Origin of the sequence: Pseudoxanthomonas sp. GW2 (assembly GCF_000283075.1) — a bacterium.
Lineage (GTDB): Bacteria > Pseudomonadota > Gammaproteobacteria > Xanthomonadales > Xanthomonadaceae > Pseudoxanthomonas.
On sequence record NZ_ALIP01000124.1, the window covers coordinates 18,142 to 37,424 of the forward strand.

Consider the following 19,283-nt stretch of genomic DNA (forward strand, 5'->3'; position numbering starts at 1 on the left):
TCACTCCCGCAGCGCGAAGTCGGTGCGCGCGAAGCGCCCGGCTTCGATGCTGTCGCCGGCGTGCTCCAGCTCCAGCGGCGTGGCGAACATCGGCCCGGCCCAAACGCAGGTGTGGAACTCGCCGTTCTCGCCGCACGGATCCACTCCCGCCGGCAGTTCCTCGAGCAGGGCCGCATCGAAGGCGCGGCCGCGGAAGCGCGCGTCCAGTTGCTGCGTATCCACGCAGCACACCCGCGCGCGCAGGCCGGCGTCGAGCATGCGCCGCGCCAGCAACGCGGTGTCGAAGCGGAACAGCGGGGTGAGCAGCTCCCAGTCCAGGCTTTCCAGCTGCTGCCGGCGCCAGGCGCGGATGTCCTCCAGGAACAGGTCGCCGAAGGCCATGGTGCGCAGCCCGGGCCAGCGCCGCGCGGCCGCGTCCAGCGCGCCGGCCATGGCCGCGCCGTAGGCCGCGTTCTCGCAGGCCGGCGGCAGTTCCACCTCCAGCAGCGGCAGGCCGGCGGCCGCGGCCTGCGCGCGCAGTACCTCCACCCGTACTCCCTGCATCGAAGCGCGGCCAGCGCTGACGGTCGACAGCAGGCCGACCACCTGGTGGGTGGCCGACTGCCGCAGCATGTGCAGGGTCCAGGCCGCGTCCTTGCCGCCGCTCCAGGCCAGCAGGACCGGGATGCGTGCCGCCATCGCCGTGGCAGGCTCAGCGCACGTCGCGCAGTTCCCAGCGCGAACCGGCCAGCAGGCGCAGGCGGTGGCGCAGGATCTCGCCGGGCAGGGAGGTGGTGGCGGTGAGGTAGACCGACATGTCCTCGCGCCGGCCTTCGACCGTGGCCTGCGGATCGGTCGCGCCCAGCGCCGGGTCCACCTCGTCCGGTTCCGGCTGCATCTGCCGCCAGCGCTCGAACAGCGCCGGCGAGCGCAGCGCATCCTGCAGCTGTTCGGCGAAGGCTTCGTAGCCGTTGGCGGTGAACGACAGCGACGGCTCGCTGCCGCGCGCGGCGGCCGGCTCGGGCAGGCGGATCACGTAACGGACGGGCATCGGCGGCTCCTGCGGGCGGGAGCGGACAATCTAGCAGCGCCGGCGCGAAGCGGCCGTGGCCGCCGGCTCAGCCGAAGCTGGCGTCGGTGGAGGCGTAGGCCACCGCCACCGCGCCCTTGCCCACGTTCACCATGCCGGTCAGGCTCATCATGCTCTCGAACACCTCCACGCCGTGGTCCAGGCAGGTGTCGAGCAGGCGGGCGTAGCCGGGCAGGCCGTGCAGCTCGGCCAGGTCGCCGCCGTAGCAGACGCTGACGGTCGGGGTGAGCAGGCCGCTGCGCACGCGCTGGCAGGCCATCTCGAACATCTTCTCGGTGGCCGCCTCGAAGCCCTTCACCCGGCCCACCGGCTCGGTGGTGCCGCGCCAGGCGCGGATCACCGGCTTGATGTCCAGCGCCGAGCCCAGCGCGGCGCTGAGCAGGCCGACGCTGCGGTCGCCCTTGGTGCGGGCGCGGTTGCGCAGGTAGTACAGGTCGCGCGGGATCATGAAGCCGCAGGTGTGCTGCGCCATTTCCTCCAGCCGCGCGCGCATCTGCGCCACGCCGGCGCCGGCGGCGCGCATGCGCACCGCCTCCACCGCGGTGATCGCCTGGCCGACGAACAGGTTGAGCGAGTCGATCACCCGCAGCGCGAACGGGGTGGTGATCCCGGCGGCCTGGCGCACCGGCTTGTACTCGTTGAGGATGGCGTAGCTGGCCTGCAGCGCGTTGTCGTGGATCTGGCTGCGCAGGCGCGAGATGGTCAGGCAGAAGACGTGGTCGTAGTCGATCACCAGGCGCTGCAGGAACAGGTCGCGGATCTGTTCCACGCTCAGCGGCGTGGTCTCCGCCTCGTGGCCGCGCTCGGCCACGTGCGCGTGCAGGAAGGCCAGGGTGGCCTTCTCGTCGCGCCGGTCCTCGAGCACGGCGTTGCCGATGCGGACCGTGATCGGCATGACCACGATCCCGTGTTCGCTGATGAACGAGGCCGGCAGATCGCAGGCCGAATCGACGACTATCCCTATGCGCATTGGGCCCTCCCAGACGTCCTGCACGCGGAGCGGCGTGAACCCTATCGCAGAATCCGGCGGCTTGCGACTGCCGGAAGCGGGGTGTTCAGCGCTTGCGCAGGATCCCCACCGGCAGCTTCCCGATCTCCGCCAGAGGGCCCTCGCGCAGCAGTCCGGGGTCCTCAAGCACCGCCAGCATGAGCTCGTGGCTGTCGTTGCCCCAGAACAGGCCGCCGTCCACCTCCAGCGTGGGCACGCCGAACACGCCGGCCGCCAGGGCTGAATCGGTCAGCTCGCGCAGCTTCTGCTTCACCGCGGGCGCCCCGATCGCCGCGGCCACGTCCTCGATGCCGAGCCGGCGCCCGGCCTCCGCCAGCGCCGCCGGGCTGCCATCCAGGCCCTGGCGCCAGATCGCGTCGAAGATCGCGTCGATCGCCTCGGGGCGGATGTTTGCCGCAACGCACAAGCGCAATGCGGGCAACGGATTGAACGGATGCGCCAGCGGGAACACCAGCGGCACCCCCTCGCGCCGCGCCTGCCACAGCACCTGGCGGTAGATGAATTCGCGCTTGCGTGGGATTTCCGCCGGCCCCAGGTTGCCCAGCGCGGCCAGCACCGCGCCGAACACCACCGGCACCGGCTGCACCCGGCCCGCCTGCACCAGCGGCCGCATCTTCTGCCAGTGCAGGTAGGAGAACGGGGAGACGAAGTCGAAGTACCAGCGTGGCGTCATCGGGCGGCTCCTGCGGGACGTGCGCATGATGATGCCGGCAGCAGCGCCCGGCGCCACGCTGCGTTGCCGCGGTGCTGTCGCCGCGTGCATGGCCGATGGCGCATGCTCGGGGGGCGACGACCGAGGAGGATGCAATGGCAAGCGCGGGCGAAGTGGTGGAGTTCTGGCGCCAGGCCGGGCAGCAGGCGTGGTTCAACGGCGGCGAGGCGTTCGACCGCCAGTGCGAGGCGCGCTTCCTGCAGGCGCACCTGGCGGCGGCGCGCGGCGAGTGCGAGCACTGGCTGGGGACGGCGGAAGGGGCCCTGGCCCTGCTGATCCTGCTCGACCAGATCCCGCGCAACGTGTTCCGCGGCAGCGGCCACGCCTTCGCCACCGACGGCCTGGCGCGGCACTACGCGCTGCGCGCGCTGCAGGCCGGCCACGACCGGCAGGTCGAACCGGCGCTGCGCGCGTTCTTCTACCTGCCCCTGGAGCACTCCGAGGACCCGGCCGACCAGGACCATTCGGTGGAACTGTTCACCGCCCTCGGCGACAAGCTCTACCTGGACTACGCCATCGCCCACCGCGAGGTGATCGCGCGCTTCGGCCGCTTCCCGCACCGCAACCGCGCCTTGGGGCGCACCAGCACGCCGGAGGAGCAGGCCTGGCTCGACGCCGGCGGCGGGTTCTAGCGGCGGCGCAAACGGAAAAGGGCGGCCGGGGCCGCCGCCAGCTGGCTGGCGCCGCGCGCTCAGTAGCGCGGGATGCCGCCGTCGACTTCCTGTGCCCAGCGGTCGATGCCGCCTTCCACGTTGAACACCGCGGTGAAGCCCTTGGCGCGGAACTCCTCCGCGGCCTGCGCGCTGCGGCCGCCGTGGTGGCAGATGAAGGCCAGGCGGGTGTCCTTGGGCAGGGCTTCCAGCGCCGGGCGGCCGTCGCCGTCCAGGGTGCGGTGCGGCACCGGCAGCGAGGCGATCGCGCGTTCCTCGGGCGGACGCACGTCCACCAGCACCAGCTCGCCGGTGCCGACCTGGCGCTCGGCCTCGGCCGGGGTGATCGCCTGCACCGGCTTGGGCGCGTTGGGGTTGTCGATGGCCAGGCCCTGGCCGCGGAAGTCGTCCACCCAGTCGATGGTGATGCCGTTGGCGCGGCGCGCGCTGGACAGGTCGAACTGGATGCGCAGGCCCTGGGTTTCCACCGCGATGGCGCTGTCGTTGCGCGGCACGATCTGGAAGCGCGGCTGGAAGCGCGCGTCGATCGACAGCGCCAGCGCCGCGCCCGGCTCGCTGGCCAGGGCGCCGCGCAGCTTCTCGGCGGCGGCCTCGGTCACGGTGACCTGCGGCGGGGTGCGGTCCGGCGCGGGCAGGCCCAGCATCTGCGACAGCTCGCCGCTGGAGGCCAGCTGCTCGATGATGTCGCTGCCGCCGACCAGCTCGCCGTCGATGTACAGCTGCGGGATGGTCGGCCAGTTGCCGTAGACCTTGATGCCCTCGCGGATCTCCTGGTCGGCCAGCACGTTGACGTGGGCGTACTCCACGCCCAGGTCCTCCAGGATGCCGCTGGCCTTGGCCGAGAAGCCGCACTGCGGCATGCCCGGCTGGCCCTTCATGAACAGCACGACGCGGTTGGCTTGCAGCAGCGACTCGATGCGCGAACGCAGGGCGGGATCCAGGGACATGCGGGGGCTCACCACGGATTTTTCAGGGGCCTGCATTCTACGCCGCGTGGCATGATGCGGCGATGAGCCGCCCGGCAACACTGCATCGCACCCCGCACCGGCCGCATGCCTGGCTGGCCTGGCTGGCCGCCTCGCAGCTGGCGGGGGCGGGGCTGTGGGGGGTGGCCGGCTGGCGCTGGGGCCTGCCGGCCCTGCTGCTGTCGCACGCGGCCTTCATCGTGCCGGTGTTCCTGCCGCGGGCCACGCTGTACGCGCCGGCGCTGTCGCGCCTGCCGGGCGACGAACGCCAGGTCTGGCTGACCATCGACGACGGCCCCTCGGACGACACCCCGGCGATCCTCGACGCGCTGGACCGCCACGGCATGCAGGCCACCTTCTTCCTGGTCGGGCAGCGCGCCCAGGCGCGGCCGGAGCTGGTGCGCGAGATCCTGCGCCGCGGCCACGGCGTGGCCAACCACACCTGGAGCCATCCGCAGGCCTGGTTCTGGGCGCTCGGCCCGCGCGCCATGGCCGCGCAGGTGGAACGCGCCCAGGCCGTGCTCGGCGAACTGGCCGGGCAGCCGCCGCGCTGGTTCCGCGCGGTGGCCGGCCACACCAATCCGTTCCTGGCCGCGCCGCTGCGGCGGCTGGGGCTGGCGCGCGCGGCCTGGAGCGTGCGCGGCTACGACGCGGTGGACGGCGACGTGGTGCGGGTGCTGCAGCGGCTGCAGCGCGGGCTAGGCCCGGGCGCGATCGTGCTGCTGCACGAGGGCGCGCCGCACGGGCGCAGCGTGGAGATCGTCGAGGCGGCGCTGTGCCTGCTGCGCGAGCAGGGCTACGCCAGCGTCATCCCGGAGTGAGCGCCCGGCCGCCGCCGTCGCGGGCGGCGGCTGCCGGCGAGGGCTCAGTCGCGCGTGGCGACGACCAGCCAGTTGTTGAACGGGGTGTCGCCGGCCAGCGGCGAGAACTCGCTGCGCAGGCCGGCGGCGTCGAAACGCTTCCTCAGCATGTCCGCGTCCGGGTAGTGGATCGGCGCGGCGTTCATCCAGCCCACCAGGCGCGCGAACACGTCGGTGGTGCGGGTGATGCGGGCGCGGCGGCTGCCGTCGTCCAGGCCGGTGCGGATCACCAGCTTCGCGCCCGGCTCGAGCATGGCGACCATGGCGTCGACCACCTCGGCCTGGCGCTGCGGCTGCAGGAACTGCAGCACGTCCAGGATCGCCACGCTGCCGCGGTGCGGCGGCAGCGCCTGCGACAGGTCCAGCGCCTCGAAGCCGGCGTCGACCAGCCCGGCGCGGGCGGCGGCGCGGCGCGCCGAGGCGATCTTGCGGTGGTCGTTGTCCACGCCGAAGTAGCGCAGGGCGATGCCCTCGTGCTGCAGGGCGTGGGCCAGCAGGCCGATGCCGCAGCCCAGGTCCAGCAGCGGGCCGGCGGCGTCGCGCAGGGCCGCACACACGCCCGGGTACAGCGGGTCGCTGCGCAGCTTCGCCCGGGCGTAGTAGTAGTGGTAGCGGTTGCCCAGCAGGGTGCCGGGCAGGAAGCTGCTGGCGATACGCGCAGCGGTGTCCCGCGACAGCGGTCGCGGCTGGGGTCGGGGCATCGCGTTCACGGGGTACTCCTGCCTTGCAGGATGGCGCGGGCGGCCGGCAATGCCAGCCGTGCCCACAGGGTATACAGGGCGGCCGAGGGGTGCAGGCCGTCGTCGGCCAGCATGCCAGGCTCGGCGCCGCGTGCGCGGCTGACCGGGCCGATGTCGACCCAGTGCGCGCCCGCGCGCGCGGCTTCTTCCCGGCAGATGGCGTTGAAGGCGTCGATCTGGGCGGCGACCAGGGCGCGGTCGCGGCCCTGGGCGAAGGCGAACGGGGTCACGCCCCAGTCCGGGATCGCCAGCACCAGCACCCGCGCCGGATCGCCGCCGGCGAAGCCGGCCGCGCGCCGCAGCAGGGCGGCGAAGCGGGTGCGGAAGCCATCCGGCTCCAGCCCGCGGTACTGGTCGTTCACGCCTGCCAGCAGGCTGACCAGGGCGTGGTCGGCCGGGATCGGCGCCTGCGCGTGGGCGGCATCGATGCCGGCGTCCAGCTCATCCGTGGTCCAGCCGGTGGTGGCGATGATCCGCGGCTGGCCCACGTCCAGCCCTTCGGCGCGCAGCAGCGCGGCCAGCTGCACCGGCCAGCGCCCGTCCGCCGCGATGCCTTCCCCGATCGTGTAGGAATCGCCCAGGGCGAGGAAGCCTTGCGCCACGCTTACGCCGCCGCGTTCCGCGCCTTCAGCGGCACGACCTTGGTGTTGAGCTCGGCGCGCCGCGACAGCGCCCGGTCGATGCGCGCGAACACCTCGCGCATCAGCCCGGCCTCCGGCAGCAGGGTCACGCGGAAGTGGTCGCGGTAGGGGACGTTGAAGCTGCTGCCCGGCACGATCAGCACGTCCTCGGTCTCCAGCAGCTCCAGTGCGAACTGGTGGTCGTCGAAGCCGCGCGCGGCCGCGCCCACCACCGAGGGGAAGGCGTACAGCGCGCCCTTGGGCTCGATCAGGCGCAGGTGCTCGCTGGCGGCGCAGGCCTCGACCACCGCGCGGCGGGTCTCGTACAGGCGTCCGCCCGGGGCGCACAGCGCGCTGATGGTGTCCGGACCGTTGACCGCCGCCTCGATCGCGTACTGGCCGCCGACGTTGGCGCACAGGCGCAGGCCGGACAGCAGGTCCAGCGCATTGCGGTACTCGGCGGTGCGGGCGTGCGAACCGGTGAGGACCGCCCAGCCCACGCGCCAGCCGCAGGCGCGGTGCACCTTGCTCAGGCCGGAGAAGGTGATGCACGGGTGGTCGCCGGCGATCGGCGCGGTCGGCACGAACTCGGCGCCGTCGTACAGCACCTGGTCGTAGATCTCGTCCACCAGCAGCAGCAGGTTGTGGCGGCGGGCGATGTCCACCAGCCGCTCCAGCAGCGCGCGCGGGTACACCGCGCCGGTGGGGTTGTTCGGGTTGATCAGCACGATCGCGCGGGTGCGCGCGGAGACCAGCGCCTCCACCTCCACCGGGTCGGGCATGAAGCCGTTCTCCGGCGTGCAGCGGTAGTACACCGGGCGGCCGTCGTTGAGGATGGTGGCGGCCGACCACAGCGGGTAGTCCGGCGAGGGCACCAGCACCTCGTCACCCGGGTTGAGCAGGGCGCGCAGGGTCATGTCGATCAGTTCGGACACGCCGTTGCCCACGAACACCCGCTCGGTATCCACGTGCGGCGCGCCGCGCTTGCGGTAGGCCGCGGCCAGCGCCTCGCGCGCGGCCGGCAGGCCCAGCTGGTGGGTGTACGGGTCGGTGTTGTCGATGTCGCGGATGATCGCCTGCTGCAGGTGCTCCGGCGCGCGGAAGCCGAATGCGCCCGGGTTGCCGATGTTGAGCTTGATCAGCTTGCGTCCTGCTGCCTCGAGCGCATGCGCTCGCCGGTTGAGCTCGCCGCGGATCTCGTAGCGGACTTCCGACAGTCGCTCGCGCACCGCGAGCGTTTTTTCAGTGGACGGCATGGCAGGGCCCAGCGGGCGTGGCAAGGTCTGGCATGGTATCGAAAAAAACGCCCCCCGGTGGGACCGCAAGCCCAGTCCTGGCGGCCGTTTCGGTCGAAACGGAAGCTGGCAGCGCCAGCAACCCGGCGCGCCGCCACTGCCGCCAACCGGCCGGGCACTACAATGCCTGCCGATGAACCTCCCCGGACCCGACTACACCGCCCTGCAACGGATTGGCTGGCCCTGGGCCGGCCCGCCCGAGGACCCGGCCTGGCAGGCCCTGTTCCAGGCGCATCCGCAGGCCCGCCCGGCCCGGGTCAGCGAGCAGCACCGCACCGGCTACGTGCTGGCCGACGCGCCGGACGCCGGCTTCCGCGCCGAGTCACCGCCGGAATGGATGCGCCGCCCGGTGTTCCGCCCCGATGGCGTGCCGGCGCACGAGCGCGCCGCGGTCGGCGACTGGGTGCTGCACGACGGCCGCCGCATCCTCGCCCTGCTGCCGCGGCGCACCGCGATCAAGCGCGCCGCCGCCGGCGAGCACTACCAGCAGCAGGTGATCGCGGCCAACGTCGACACCGCCTTCGTGGTCTGCGGCCTGGACGCGGACTTCAACCCGCGCCGGATCGAGCGCTACCTGCTGCTGGTCGGCGGCGGCGGAGTGCAACCGGTGGTGGTGCTGACCAAGGCCGACCTGGAAGGGGCCGATCCGGAAGCCGCGCTGGAAGCGCTGGCCGGCGTGCGCGCCCAGGGCGTGCCGGTGCTGGCGCTCAACGCCCGCGACGGCGGCGCCGCGGCACAGCTGGCGCCGTGGCTGGCGCCAGGCCTGACCGTGGTCCTGGTCGGTTCCTCCGGCGCCGGCAAGTCGACCCTCACCAACACCCTGCTGGGCGAGGAGCGGATGAAGACCGGCCAGGTGCGCGCCCACGACTCGCGCGGCCGCCACACCACCACCTACCGCGCGCTGATCGCGCTGCCCTCCGGCGCCTGCCTGGTCGACACCCCCGGCATGCGCGAGCTCAAGCCCACCGGCGAGGAGGAGCTGGCCGACGGCGGGTTCGGCGACATCGAGGAGCTGGCCACCCAGTGCCGCTTCAACGACTGCAGCCACCGCAACGAGCCCGGCTGCGCGGTGCTGGCCGCGATCGAGGCCGGCACCCTGGACCCGAAGCGCCTGGCCAACTACCTCAAGCTGCGCGAGGAGGTGGCCGGTGCCGCCGCGCGCCTGGCCCAACGCCTGGCGCAGAAGAACGAGGCCCGCGGCCCCGCCGGGCGCAGGCGTCCGGCCCCGCGCCCGCGGCGCTAGCCGGGTTTGCGGTACGGAGCGGGCGGGGCACCCGGGCCCCATGCGCCGCCGAGCCGCCGATGACCGACGCCATCGCCCGCCATGCCGCACTGGACCGGCGCCTGGTCCGGGCTGCGCGCGGCATCCGCCTGCTCGGCCTGGCCAGCTGGCCGGCCGCGGTGCAGCACACCTTCCTGGCCGCCTGGCGCCAGGGTCGGGCGGTGCTGCCCCGGGTCGAGTACCCGAAGTTGGACTTCGCCGCCGCCCGCACCGAACTGCGCGCGGTGGCCGCCGCCGCCGACCCCGGCCACCCGCTGGGCATCTACCTGCGCGAGTCGGCCGCCAGCTGGGAGCGCGCGGCGCGGCTGCTGGAGGCGCTGGGCACGGCCCGGGCCGGGGCCGAGGCGGTGGCCCTGTTCGGGCGTCCGGACGATCCGCTGCCCGGCGACGGCCCCACCACCCGCGAGGCCGCGCACCACTTCATCCAGATCGCCGGCGAGCTGGACCACGAGCTGTTCTCCCCGGCCGAACAGGTGCCCGTCTCCGCGACCGCGCTGGCGCTGCAGCTGCAGGGCGACCTGGACGAGTTCTTCGGCCGGCGCGTGGTCCAGGTCGAACTGGACCCGGAGCTGATCGCCAAGGCCGCCGCCGGCGCCACCCGCATCCGCCTGCGCGCCGGCGCCGCCTTCAGCGACTACGACCGCCGCCAGCTGTTCCACCACGAGGCCCTGGTGCACTCGCTGACCGCGCTCAACGGCCGCAACCAGGAGGTGCTGCCGAGCCTGGCCCTGGCCTCGCCGCGGGTCACCGCCACCCAGGAGGGCCTGGCCACCCTGGCCGAGCTGATCACCGGCAGCATCGACATCGGCCGGATGAAGCGCATCAGCCTGCGCACCGAGGCGGTGGCCATGGCCCTGGACGGCGCGGACTTCCTGCAGGTATTCGGCGACTTCCTCGGCGCCGGGCAGGGCGAGGAGGAGAGCTTCGCCTCGGCCCAGCGCGTGTTCCGCGGCGTGCCGCTCTCCGGGGGCTGCGCCTTCACCAAGGACACGGTGTACCCGCGCGGCCTGGTCGGCGTGTACACCTTCTTCCGCCTGGCCCTGCAACGCGACCGCCTGCGCCTGTGCCGCTGGCTGCTGGCCGGCAAGATGACCCTGGACGACGTGGTCCGCTTCGAGCCGCTGTTCGCCGACGGCACCCTGGAGCCGCCGCAGTGGCTGCCGCCATGGATCGAACGCGCCGGCGGCCTGGCCGGGCTGCTGGCGTTCTCGCTGTTCGCCAACCGCATCCGCATCGACCACATCGGCGAAGGCCTGCGCTGAGGGCGCTGGCCAACGCTGTCATGCCGCAAGCGCCGCGCCGATACGCCGATTGCTGCACTGCATCGAAGCACGTGCGTCGCGCCGGCGCCGCTGCGGCCGCGATTGCAAGGGGGGTCGCTGCGTCGCCGGAGGGCTTAGAATCGAGCCCCCTTGCGCCGCGCCGAAGCCGATCGATGTCCGAACAGGAAGATTTCAAACAGGCCGCCCTCGACTACCACCGCTTCCCGCGCCCCGGCAAGATCAAGGTCTCGCCGACCAAGGCCATGCTCACCCAGCGCGACCTCGCCCTGGCCTATTCGCCGGGCGTGGCCCATGCCTGCGAGGCGATCGTCGAGGACCCGCGGCAGGCCAGCGAGCTGACCGCGCGCGGCAACCTGGTGGCGGTGGTCTCCAACGGCACCGCGGTGCTGGGCCTGGGCAACATCGGCCCGCTGGCCGGCAAGCCGGTGATGGAAGGCAAGGGCGTGCTGTTCAAGAAGTTCGCCGGCATCGACGTGTTCGACATCGAGATCGACGAGACCGACCCGGACAAGCTGGTCGACATCATCGCCTCGCTGGAGCCGACCTTCGGCGGCATCAACCTGGAGGACATCAAGGCGCCGGAGTGCTTCATCGTCGAGCGCAAGCTGCGCGAGCGGATGAACATCCCGGTGTTCCACGACGACCAGCACGGCACCGCGATCATCGTCGGCGCCGCGGTGGTCAACGCCCTGCACGTGGTCGGCAAGAAGATCGAGGACGTGAAGCTGGCCACCACCGGCATGGGCGCGGCCGGCATCTCCTGCGTGGACATGCTGGTCTCGCTGGGCCTGCGCCCGGAGAACATCCTGGCCTTCGACCGCGGCGGCGTGATCCACACCGGCCGTGCCGACCTGGACCCGGACAAGCGCCGCTACGCGCGCGACACCGACGCCCGCACCCTGGAGGAGATCGTCGCCGGCGCCGACATCTTCCTGGGCCTGTCGGCCGGCGGCATCCTCAAGCCGGAGATGGTCGCCACCATGGCCGAGCGCCCGATCATCCTGGCGCTGGCCAACCCGTATCCGGAGATCCTGCCGGAGGAAGCGCGCCGCGTGCGCCCGGACGCGATCATCGCCACCGGCCGTTCGGACTACCCGAACCAGGTCAACAACGCGCTGTGCTTCCCCTACCTGTTCCGCGGCGCGCTGGACGTCGGCGCCACCGGCATCAACGAGGCGATGAAGGTCGCCTGCGTGCACGCCATCGCCGCGCTGGCGCGCAAGGAAGCCTCCGACCTGGGCAGCGCCTACGGCGACGAGATCCCCAGCTTCGGCCCCGACTACCTGATCCCGCGCCCGTTCGACCCGCGCCTGCTGGTCGAGCTGTCCTCGGCGGTGGCGCAGGCGGCGATGGATTCCGGCATCGCCCAGCGCCCGATCGAGGACTTGGCCGCCTACCGCGAGAAGCTCGGCCAGTTCGTCTACCGCTCCAGCCTGATGATGAAGCCGGTCTACGACCGCGCCCGCTCCGACCTCAAGCGCGTGGCCTACGCCGAGGGCGAGGAGGAAGTGGTGCTGCGCGCGGTGCAGACCGTGGTCGACGAGGGCCTGGCGTTCCCGATCCTGATCGGCCGCCCGGAGGTGATCGAGACCCGGATCAAGCGCCTGGGCCTGCGTATCCGCCCCGGCGTGGACGTGGAGATCACCAACCAGGACGACGACCCGCGCTTCAACGAGTACTGGCAGCACTACCACGCCCTGACCGAGCGCCGCGGCGTGACCGTGGCAGCGGCCAAGAGCCTGATGCGCTCGCGCCCGACCCTGATCGGCGCGGTGATGGTGGCGCGCGGCGAAGCCGACGCCCTGCTCACCGGCATCGTCGGCCGCTTCCACAAGAAGCTGGGCTACGTGCGCAGCGTGATCCCGCTGGAGCCGCGGGTGCAGTCCACCTCGGCCATGACCGGCGTGATCAACCAGCAGGGCGTGTTCTTCTTCGTGGACACCCACGTGCAGGAGGACCCGACCGCCGAGCAGATCGCCGAGGCCACGCTGCAGGCCGCGTTCCGCATGCGCCTGTTCGGCATCGAGCCGAACGTGGCCCTGCTGTCGCACTCCAACTTCGGCAGCCACGAATCGAAGGACGCGCTGAAGATGCGCCAGGTGCGCGAACTGCTGCGCAAGCGCAGCCCGCGCCTGAACATGGACGGCGAGATGCAGGCCGATACCGCCTGGGACGAGCTGCTGCGCGGCAAGATCATGCCCAACAGCACCCTCAAGGGCCGCGCCAATCTGTTCGTGATGCCCAACCTGGAGGCGGCGAACATCGCCTACAACCTGGTGCGGGTGTTCACCGACGGCGTCGCCATCGGCCCGATCCTGATGGGCATCAGCAAGCCGGTGCACATCCTCACCACCAGCGCCACCCCGCGCCGCATCCTCAACATGACCGCCATCGCCGCGGTCGACGCGCAGATCCGCCAGCAGCTGGAGCGGGGTGGGGGGGATTGAGCCCCGCTGGCGTGCATGGCGACGGGTGCCGCGCATTCGGGCAGGTCGTCGCCGTCCACACGCCAGCCTGCCGACGCGACGGATCGGGTCGGAGTTTTCTGACCCGAGATTCAGGGCGTGGGCTCTGGCGGCGCCCTGCCGGATATGAAAAATAGCGATGGCCGGCAGGGGCCGGCCGTGCGGGCCAGGGGTGGTCCGCACGCAGAATCCAAGGAGTGGATGATGCGTATCTTGAAAGTCGACGAAGTCCCGTATGTTTGCGGGGGCATGAAGATGGCGGGCGAGGTCTGCAAGGGCGACCTCTGTGCCAAGGTCAGCGTCGAAGGTGATCCTGGCAAGCTGGGCGATACCCTTACCAGGCTCTACGATGGCCTGGTGGATTTCACCGCCCACGTGATGTTTACCGTGGCGGACGCGTACCGGTCTCTCCGGGAAACCTTCCGCGGTGAGTAACGATCAGGGGCGCGGATGCCCGCGCCCCTACCTCTGAGAGCAGTGTATGAAGTACCTGCCGCTCATCCTGTTGCTAAAGTGTTTCGCAAACCTGAGTCTTGGCCTGTTGTGCCGCGACTTGTTGGCTGGCCCGGTGAATCCTGCCAGGTTCCTCGAGCTGCCTAACCTGCTTCCAGTCATCCTGGTGATGCCGTTCCTTGAAACGGCCCTCATTCATTCGCTTCTTGTCGAGGCGAGCTTGAAGCTGGGCAGGGGGAAGCCCGTGGCCCTCTATGTAGGCGGTGCCTTGGCGGGGCTTGTCTTCTTCGTCCTGCACCTTGTGATGAATGGCCCTTTCAATGGCCTGGTGTACGGACTGCCCGGAGGTATATCCCTTTCGGTCATGTATTGCCTGGCACGCAAGGACGGGGCAAAGGTCGCCTTCTTCCATACCTGGATGCTGCATCTTGCATCCAATGCCCTGCTTGTCCTGTCGGTGGCGTACTACGGGATGACATTGGGGGGCGCGTGAAACATGCGTGCCCGCGTGATGGACGTACACATTCGGTTGCCGCTATGAAGACCAGGAACAGTCTGCCGCTGATGCTGTTCGCCTTCCTTGCCTTCGCTTGGACATGGCATAACCGCGCAAGCCTGATGACGATTGCCCACGCGGCGTACGACACCCACGTCAAGCTTTCGCAGGAGTGCAGCTAGACCGTCGTGGCTGCAGCGAGGTGGGCAGGTTCGGTGTTCTGCCGGCCCGGATAACGCAGCGCAGGCAGGGAAGCAACGGAACGGGACGGCGCTGAGGGCCGAGGGATCAGCCGTCCGCGCCGGCTTCCGGCGCGTGCGCCGCCACCTTGGACACCAGTCGGCGCTGCATGACGTCGAAGTACGCGTCGGCCTCCTCGTAGGAGGCAAACACCTCCTCGACCGGTACCGCCTCGACCACGTCGAGGACTTTCCGCACCTGGGGTTGCGGGTTGACCAGCAGCACGGCGCGATGGCGGGCGGCGAGGGCGCGGCGCACCCGCTCGAGCGAACGGATGCCGGCGCTGTTGATGTAGTTGAGGCCTTCCAGGTCCAGCACCACCGACGACACCCGGTCGTCGGCCAGCAGCGGATCCAGCGCCTGGTCCAGCTCCGGATAGCTGCCCGCGTCCAGGCGGCCGCTGACGGCAATGCGCTGGACGCCGTTGTGCGGCGGGGTGGGGTCGATCCTGAGCTGGCTCATTGCGTCGGTCTCCAGTCCCGCAGGGATACGGCGGCCTGCGGAGGCGCCCCGGGGGTCGGGCTGCCAGTACTGGATCGTATGGGGGCGGATGCAAAGGCCACGTGGTGATCGGAGGCCATGCCTGAACGGTTCTTCAGGCACCCGGCGGCGGTGGGACCATGCCGCAGTCGCTCCAGCGACCAGGTCGCCGGCATTGCAGGCCAACCTGCCCGGGTGGGCTCCCACAGCGGCATGGTCGCGGTCGACGCTTTCGTCCCGGCTCCTACCCGCCGGGCGCGGGAGCAACCCGGCAAGCATGTGTGTGTCCGGCGGCACCCGCATCGGAGCTGGATCAGGCGTGCCTCCGCATCGCCCGCCCGGCACGGCCAACGCCCATCGATCTGACCTGGATCAGGGCCATCAGTCGCGACCCCATATAGATATGTAGGTGCCCCGACCCCACACACGGTCGTTTGCTGGCGTTTTTTGCGACGCAACAAAACCTGCTCCGGCTGCGATCCGGTGGGCGTGCAGCGCGTCGCCCGGCAACAGCCCTGTCAGCCGCGGCCGCCACTGGTTGCAACGGAGACTATCCGCCAGACGTGCCGCCAGGCGGGCCTTGTTGCGGTCCGGCGGCCTGTCTCCCCCTCGCAATTCACACCGGTGAAAAAGCCTGTCCCACCGCACATACGCACCCGTAGCGAAGCGGCCGGTGCCACCCGTGCGGTAAACTCCGGGGTCCACAAGAACGTCACGCCGCGGCCCCCCACGCGCGGCAATGGGAGTGATATGAACTGGCTGAACGATGTGCTGCACAACGATCCGGATCCGGTAGAGACCCGCGAGTGGATCGAATCGCTCAAGGCGGTGATCGACCGTGACGGCCCGGAGCGTGCGCATGCACTGCTGGAGGACATGGTCGAGCTGACCCGCCGCTCCGGCGCGTTCCTTCCGTTCTCGCCCACCACCGAGTACGTCAACACCATCCCGCCGCACCAGGAGGCCAAGAGCCCGGGCAACGCGGAGCTGGAGTGGCGCATCCGCTCGATCATCCGCTGGAACGCCATGGCGATGGTCGTGCGCGCCAACCGCAAGCCGGGCGACCTGGGCGGCCACATCGCCTCCTTCGCCTCGGCGGCGACCCTGTACGACGTGGGCTTCAACCACTTCTGGCGTGCCCCGTCCGACCACCACCCGGGCGACCTGCTCTACATCCAGGGCCACAGCGCCCCGGGCATCTACGCCCGCTCGTTCCTGGAAGGCCGCATCAGCGAGAGCCAGCTGGACAACTTCCGCATGGAAGTCGACGGCCGCGGCATCTCCTCCTACCCGCACCCCTGGCTGATGCCGGACTACTGGCAGACCCCGACCGTGTCCATGGGCCTGGGCCCGCTGGCGGCGATCTACCAGGCCCAGTTCATGAAGTACCTGGAGCATCGCGGCCTGATCGAGCCGTCCGACCGCAAGGTCTGGTGCTTCCTGGGCGACGGTGAGACCGACGAGCCGGAGAGCCTGGGCGCCATCGCCCTGGCTGGCCGCGAGGGCCTGGACAACCTGATCTTCGTGGTCAACTGCAACCTGCAGCGCCTGGACGGCCCGGTGCGCGGCAACGGCAAGATCATCCAGGAGCTGGAAGGCGTGTTCCGCGGTGGCGGCTGGAACGTCATCAAGGTCCTGTGGGGCAGTTACTGGGATCCGCTGCTGGCCAAGGACACCGACGGCGTCCTGCGCAAGCTGATGATGGAAACCGTCGACGGCGAGTACCAGAACTGCAAGGCCTTCGGCGGCGCGTATACCCGCGAGCACTTCTTCGGCAAGTACCCGGAGACCCGCGCCATGGTCGCCAACATGTCCGACGAGGACATCTGGCGCCTGAACCGTGGCGGCCATGACCCGCACAAGGTCTACGCCGCCTACCACGCCGCGGTGAACACCAAGGGCATGCCGACCGTGATCCTGGCCAAGACGGTCAAGGGCTACGGCATGGGCAGCGCCGGCGAGTCGCTGAACCCGACCCACCAGACCAAGAAGCTGGACGACGACGCCGTGCGCGCGTTCCGCGACCGCTTCAACATCCCGATCAGCGACAAGCAGCTGGCCGAGGCCGAGCAGGTTCCGTTCTACCACCCCGGCGAGGACTCGCCGGAAGTGCAGTACCTCAAGGAGCGCCGCGCCGCGCTGGGCGGCTACCTGCCGCAGCGCCGCCGCAAGGCCAGCAAGTCCTTCGCCGTGCCCGGCCTGGACAAGTTCGAGCGCCTGCTCAAGTCCAGCGGCGACCGCGCCTACTCCACCACCATGGCCTTCGTGCAGACGCTCAACATCGCCCTGCGCGACAAGGAGATCGGTCCGCGCCTGGTGCCGATCGTGGCCGACGAGGCCCGCACCTTCGGCATGGAAGGCCTGTTCCGCCAGATTGGCATCTACGCCCCGTTTGGCCAGAAGTACAAGCCGGTCGACGCCGACCAACTGATGTACTACCGCGAGGACCAGTCCGGCCAGGTGCTGCAGCAGGGCATCAGCGAGCCGGGCGCGATCGCGTCGTGGATGGCCGCTGGCACCAGCTACTCGGTGTCCGACGTGCCGATGCTGCCGTTCTACATCTACTACTCGATGTTCGGCTTCCAGCGCGTGGGCGACATCGCCTGGCAGGCGGCCGACATGCGTACCCGCGGCTTCCTGCTCGGCGGCACTTCCGGCCGCACCACCCTCAACGGCGAGGGCCTGCAGCACGAGGACGGCCACAGCCACCTGCTGGCCGGCGCCATCCCGAACTGCCGCAGCTACGATCCGACCTTCGGCTACGAGGTCACGGTCATCATGCAGCACGGCATGAAGGCCATGCTCGAGGACCAGATCGACGAGTACTACTACATCACCCTGATGAACGAGAACTACACCCATCCGGAAATGCCGGAGGGTGCGGCCGAGGGCATCATCAAGGGCATGTACCTGCTGAAGGACGCCGGCAAGCCCAAGAAGGGAGAGCTGCGCGTGCAGCTGATGGGCTCGGGCACGATCCTGCGCGAGGCCATCGCCGCCGCCGAGCTGCTGGACAAGGACTTCGGCGTCACCGCCGACATCTGGTCCTGCCCCAGCTTCAACGAGCTGCGCAAGGAAGGCTTCGCCACCGAGCGCTGGAACCGCCTGCATCCGGAGGAGACCCCGCGCAAGCCGTACGTCACCCAGCTGCTGGAGGGCCGCCAGGGCCCGGCCATCGCCGCCACCGACTACGTGCGCGTGTTCGCCGACCAGATCCGCGGCTTCGTGCCGATGAGCTACACCGTGCTGGGGACCGACGGCTTCGGCCGCTCCGACACCCGCGCCAACCTGCGCCGCTTCTTCGAGGTGGACCGCTACTACATTGCCCACGCGGCGATCGCGGCCCTGGCCAAGGAGGGCAAGATGACCGGCAAGGACGTGGCCAGGGCGATCAAGCTGTACAAGATCGACCCGGAGAAGGCGAACCCGATCGGGGTTTGACCCTTTATTAACAGGAGCTAGAGCAAGAAGGCGGCCCGAAGGGCCGCCTTTTATTTGCGCTGTGTAGGGGTAGGGTATCTCTAATTTTTCCCCCATTCTCTCCAGTTGCTTTTCGTGCCAGATTTTGGGGTGTGTGGGGTGGTCTCAGGTGATTTCTGTACATTTCCATGAGGAGCTAGCTGCCGTGGTTCTGGCGCCGGATTCTGATGCTCTTCCGGAATGGGTGAAGTTATAGTGGCAGTTGTGTCGCCTGCAGGGACATATATTGCAATGGCGCGACCTACCTTGCTGTGCTGAGCTGCGGAGTATCCAAAACCGGAGACAAAAGCCCTATTCCCATTAATTGTGGCGTTTGCAACGCCGCTGCCTATCGAGCCGGTGTACTGCGTGTCTATGCCTTGCAAGAGGATGCCGTTCGCACCGAGCTCCGCGGCCTCATATTTCAGGCGCTTCATAACCTTGTTTATTCGGATTTGGGCGGAGAATCCATTTGCGTCGATATCGGATGCTTCCAGTAGCGCTACTGTTTCATATTTTGTAGGCGCTTCCAGATAAATTTTGACATCCTTTGGGTCAATCGCTCGGCGCGCATTTCCGACGAGCACGGATGATGACGCGCACGCTGTGAGAGCCAGGCCCAAGAAACCTATGGCCATACTGCTTGAGCCAGGCGATCGCCTCATCGAGATGGCGGCTGATCTCGGCTTTCTGCTCGGGTGGCAGCGCGGCGAGTTGGGCCACCGACATCGCGGCGATGTCGGCGGGGTAAAGGGTCAAATCGCTCATCGCCCCCCCCCCCTTCAGCGCGCCACGCGCTCGGAGGTCGAGTCGTGCAGGGCGCCACGCTCGAACTCGATGACCGACTCCAGGGGGTAGCTGACGCGCTTGGACAGCTTCAGGTAGCGCGGGCCGCGACCTTCGCTGCGCCAGCGCTGCAGGGTCTTGGGGCTCAGGCCCCAGCGCTGCGCGAGCTCGTTCTCGTTGAGGCCCCGACGGTCGCCGGGAGACAGACTATTGATCGCATCGACCGGCGACCGGGTGATGGTGCTTGCCGTTGTCGGCATGGAAGCCTCCTATGACGCTGTTGAGGAACAGGTGTCATTGCAGGCTTCGGGTGGCGAACATACGAGGGACGCAATGGCGAACCACGCGGGAACTTCTGGTTCGCCGATGCGTTCCGGCGTGCCTTTGAGCATCACGCA

The 19,283-nt window shown here is 70.0% G+C and carries 20 protein-coding genes; 9 read left to right on the plus strand and 11 right to left on the minus strand.

Annotated features, from left to right (window positions below; all coding sequences use genetic code 11):
• The 4 genes from B351_RS0110620 to B351_RS0110635 form a co-directional block, all read right to left on the minus strand.
• Positions 1-678, minus strand: coding sequence for a hypothetical protein (locus B351_RS0110620; RefSeq protein WP_019399021.1), 678 nt, complete (start codon positions 676-678; stop codon positions 1-3).
• Positions 679-691: 13 nt separating this feature from the next.
• Positions 692-1,030, minus strand: coding sequence for a hypothetical protein (locus tag B351_RS0110625; protein ID WP_026010613.1), 339 nt, complete (start codon positions 1,028-1,030; stop codon positions 692-694).
• Between the two features lie 67 nt (positions 1,031-1,097).
• The gene (locus B351_RS0110630; RefSeq protein ID WP_026010614.1) at positions 1,098-2,039 is read right to left on the minus strand and encodes a DegV family protein; all 942 of its coding nucleotides are present in this window, start codon (positions 2,037-2,039) and stop codon (positions 1,098-1,100) included.
• A gap of 85 nt (positions 2,040-2,124) precedes the next feature.
• On the minus strand, positions 2,125-2,751 hold the full coding sequence (locus B351_RS0110635; RefSeq protein WP_019399024.1) for a 2-hydroxychromene-2-carboxylate isomerase: 627 nt from the start codon (positions 2,749-2,751) through the stop codon (positions 2,125-2,127).
• A 134-nt stretch (positions 2,752-2,885) separates the two neighbouring features.
• Between B351_RS0110635 and B351_RS0110640 the strand changes: the two genes are divergently transcribed.
• The gene (locus B351_RS0110640) at positions 2,886-3,422 is read left to right on the plus strand and encodes a DUF924 family protein (RefSeq protein WP_019399025.1); all 537 of its coding nucleotides are present in this window, start codon (positions 2,886-2,888) and stop codon (positions 3,420-3,422) included.
• A 59-nt stretch (positions 3,423-3,481) separates the two neighbouring features.
• On the opposite strand, the gene grxD is transcribed toward B351_RS0110640, so the two are convergent.
• On the minus strand, positions 3,482-4,408 hold the full coding sequence (grxD, locus tag B351_RS0110645; protein WP_019399026.1) for a Grx4 family monothiol glutaredoxin: 927 nt from the start codon (positions 4,406-4,408) through the stop codon (positions 3,482-3,484).
• Positions 4,409-4,470: 62 nt separating this feature from the next.
• Between grxD and B351_RS0110650 the strand changes: the two genes are divergently transcribed.
• Positions 4,471-5,247, plus strand: a complete 777-nt coding sequence (locus B351_RS0110650; RefSeq protein WP_019399027.1) for a polysaccharide deacetylase family protein — start codon at positions 4,471-4,473, stop codon at positions 5,245-5,247.
• 44 nt (positions 5,248-5,291) lie between these two features.
• Here the strand turns inward: B351_RS0110650 and B351_RS0110655 are convergent, their stop codons facing one another.
• The 3 genes from B351_RS0110655 to B351_RS0110665 are packed head-to-tail and all read right to left on the minus strand — an operon-like array spanning position 5,292 to position 7,902.
• Entirely contained in the window at positions 5,292-5,963 is a 672-nt protein-coding gene (locus tag B351_RS0110655) for a class I SAM-dependent methyltransferase (RefSeq protein WP_026010615.1), read from the minus strand.
• A gap of 29 nt (positions 5,964-5,992) precedes the next feature.
• Positions 5,993-6,628 carry an SGNH/GDSL hydrolase family protein gene (locus tag B351_RS0110660; RefSeq protein ID WP_019399029.1) on the minus strand — a complete coding sequence of 212 codons (636 nt, stop codon included), beginning with the start codon at positions 6,626-6,628 and terminating at the stop codon, positions 5,993-5,995.
• A 2-nt stretch (positions 6,629-6,630) separates the two neighbouring features.
• Positions 6,631-7,902 carry a pyridoxal phosphate-dependent aminotransferase gene (locus B351_RS0110665; protein WP_026010616.1) on the minus strand — a complete coding sequence of 424 codons (1,272 nt, stop codon included), beginning with the start codon at positions 7,900-7,902 and terminating at the stop codon, positions 6,631-6,633.
• 172 nt (positions 7,903-8,074) lie between these two features.
• Here B351_RS0110665 and rsgA point away from each other — a divergent pair, with 172 nt between their 5' ends.
• From rsgA to B351_RS17665, 6 genes are all read left to right on the plus strand, one after another.
• Positions 8,075-9,184 (plus strand): ribosome small subunit-dependent GTPase A, encoded by a 1,110-nt coding sequence (gene rsgA, locus B351_RS0110670; RefSeq protein WP_019399031.1) that lies wholly within the window; start codon positions 8,075-8,077, stop codon positions 9,182-9,184.
• Positions 9,185-9,243: 59 nt separating this feature from the next.
• On the plus strand, positions 9,244-10,485 hold the full coding sequence (locus B351_RS0110675; protein WP_019399032.1) for a flavohemoglobin expression-modulating QEGLA motif protein: 1,242 nt from the start codon (positions 9,244-9,246) through the stop codon (positions 10,483-10,485).
• A gap of 173 nt (positions 10,486-10,658) precedes the next feature.
• Positions 10,659-12,953, plus strand: coding sequence for an NADP-dependent malic enzyme (locus tag B351_RS0110680; protein WP_019399033.1), 2,295 nt, complete (start codon positions 10,659-10,661; stop codon positions 12,951-12,953).
• 222 nt (positions 12,954-13,175) lie between these two features.
• Positions 13,176-13,406, plus strand: a complete 231-nt coding sequence (locus tag B351_RS0110685; RefSeq protein WP_156810457.1) for a hypothetical protein — start codon at positions 13,176-13,178, stop codon at positions 13,404-13,406.
• Between the two features lie 46 nt (positions 13,407-13,452).
• Positions 13,453-13,917 (plus strand): hypothetical protein, encoded by a 465-nt coding sequence (locus B351_RS0110690; protein WP_019399035.1) that lies wholly within the window; start codon positions 13,453-13,455, stop codon positions 13,915-13,917.
• 44 nt (positions 13,918-13,961) lie between these two features.
• Entirely contained in the window at positions 13,962-14,102 is a 141-nt protein-coding gene (locus B351_RS17665; protein WP_019399036.1) for a hypothetical protein, read from the plus strand.
• Between the two features lie 106 nt (positions 14,103-14,208).
• On the opposite strand, the gene B351_RS0110700 is transcribed toward B351_RS17665, so the two are convergent.
• On the minus strand, positions 14,209-14,622 hold the full coding sequence (locus B351_RS0110700; protein WP_019399037.1) for an STAS domain-containing protein: 414 nt from the start codon (positions 14,620-14,622) through the stop codon (positions 14,209-14,211).
• Positions 14,623-15,390: 768 nt separating this feature from the next.
• Here B351_RS0110700 and aceE point away from each other — a divergent pair.
• Positions 15,391-18,081, plus strand: coding sequence for a pyruvate dehydrogenase (acetyl-transferring), homodimeric type (gene aceE / locus B351_RS0110705; RefSeq protein WP_019399038.1), 2,691 nt, complete (start codon positions 15,391-15,393; stop codon positions 18,079-18,081).
• 573 nt (positions 18,082-18,654) lie between these two features.
• Here the strand turns inward: aceE and B351_RS0110710 are convergent.
• Together B351_RS0110710 and B351_RS0110715 are read right to left on the minus strand one after the other, a co-directional pair.
• Complete coding sequence (locus tag B351_RS0110710) at positions 18,655-18,867, minus strand: hypothetical protein (RefSeq protein ID WP_019399039.1); 213 nt, start codon at positions 18,865-18,867, stop codon at positions 18,655-18,657.
• Between the two features lie 14 nt (positions 18,868-18,881).
• Positions 18,882-19,145, minus strand: a complete 264-nt coding sequence (locus B351_RS0110715) for an AlpA family transcriptional regulator (RefSeq protein ID WP_019399040.1) — start codon at positions 19,143-19,145, stop codon at positions 18,882-18,884.
• Between the last annotated feature and the right edge of the window lie 138 nt (positions 19,146-19,283).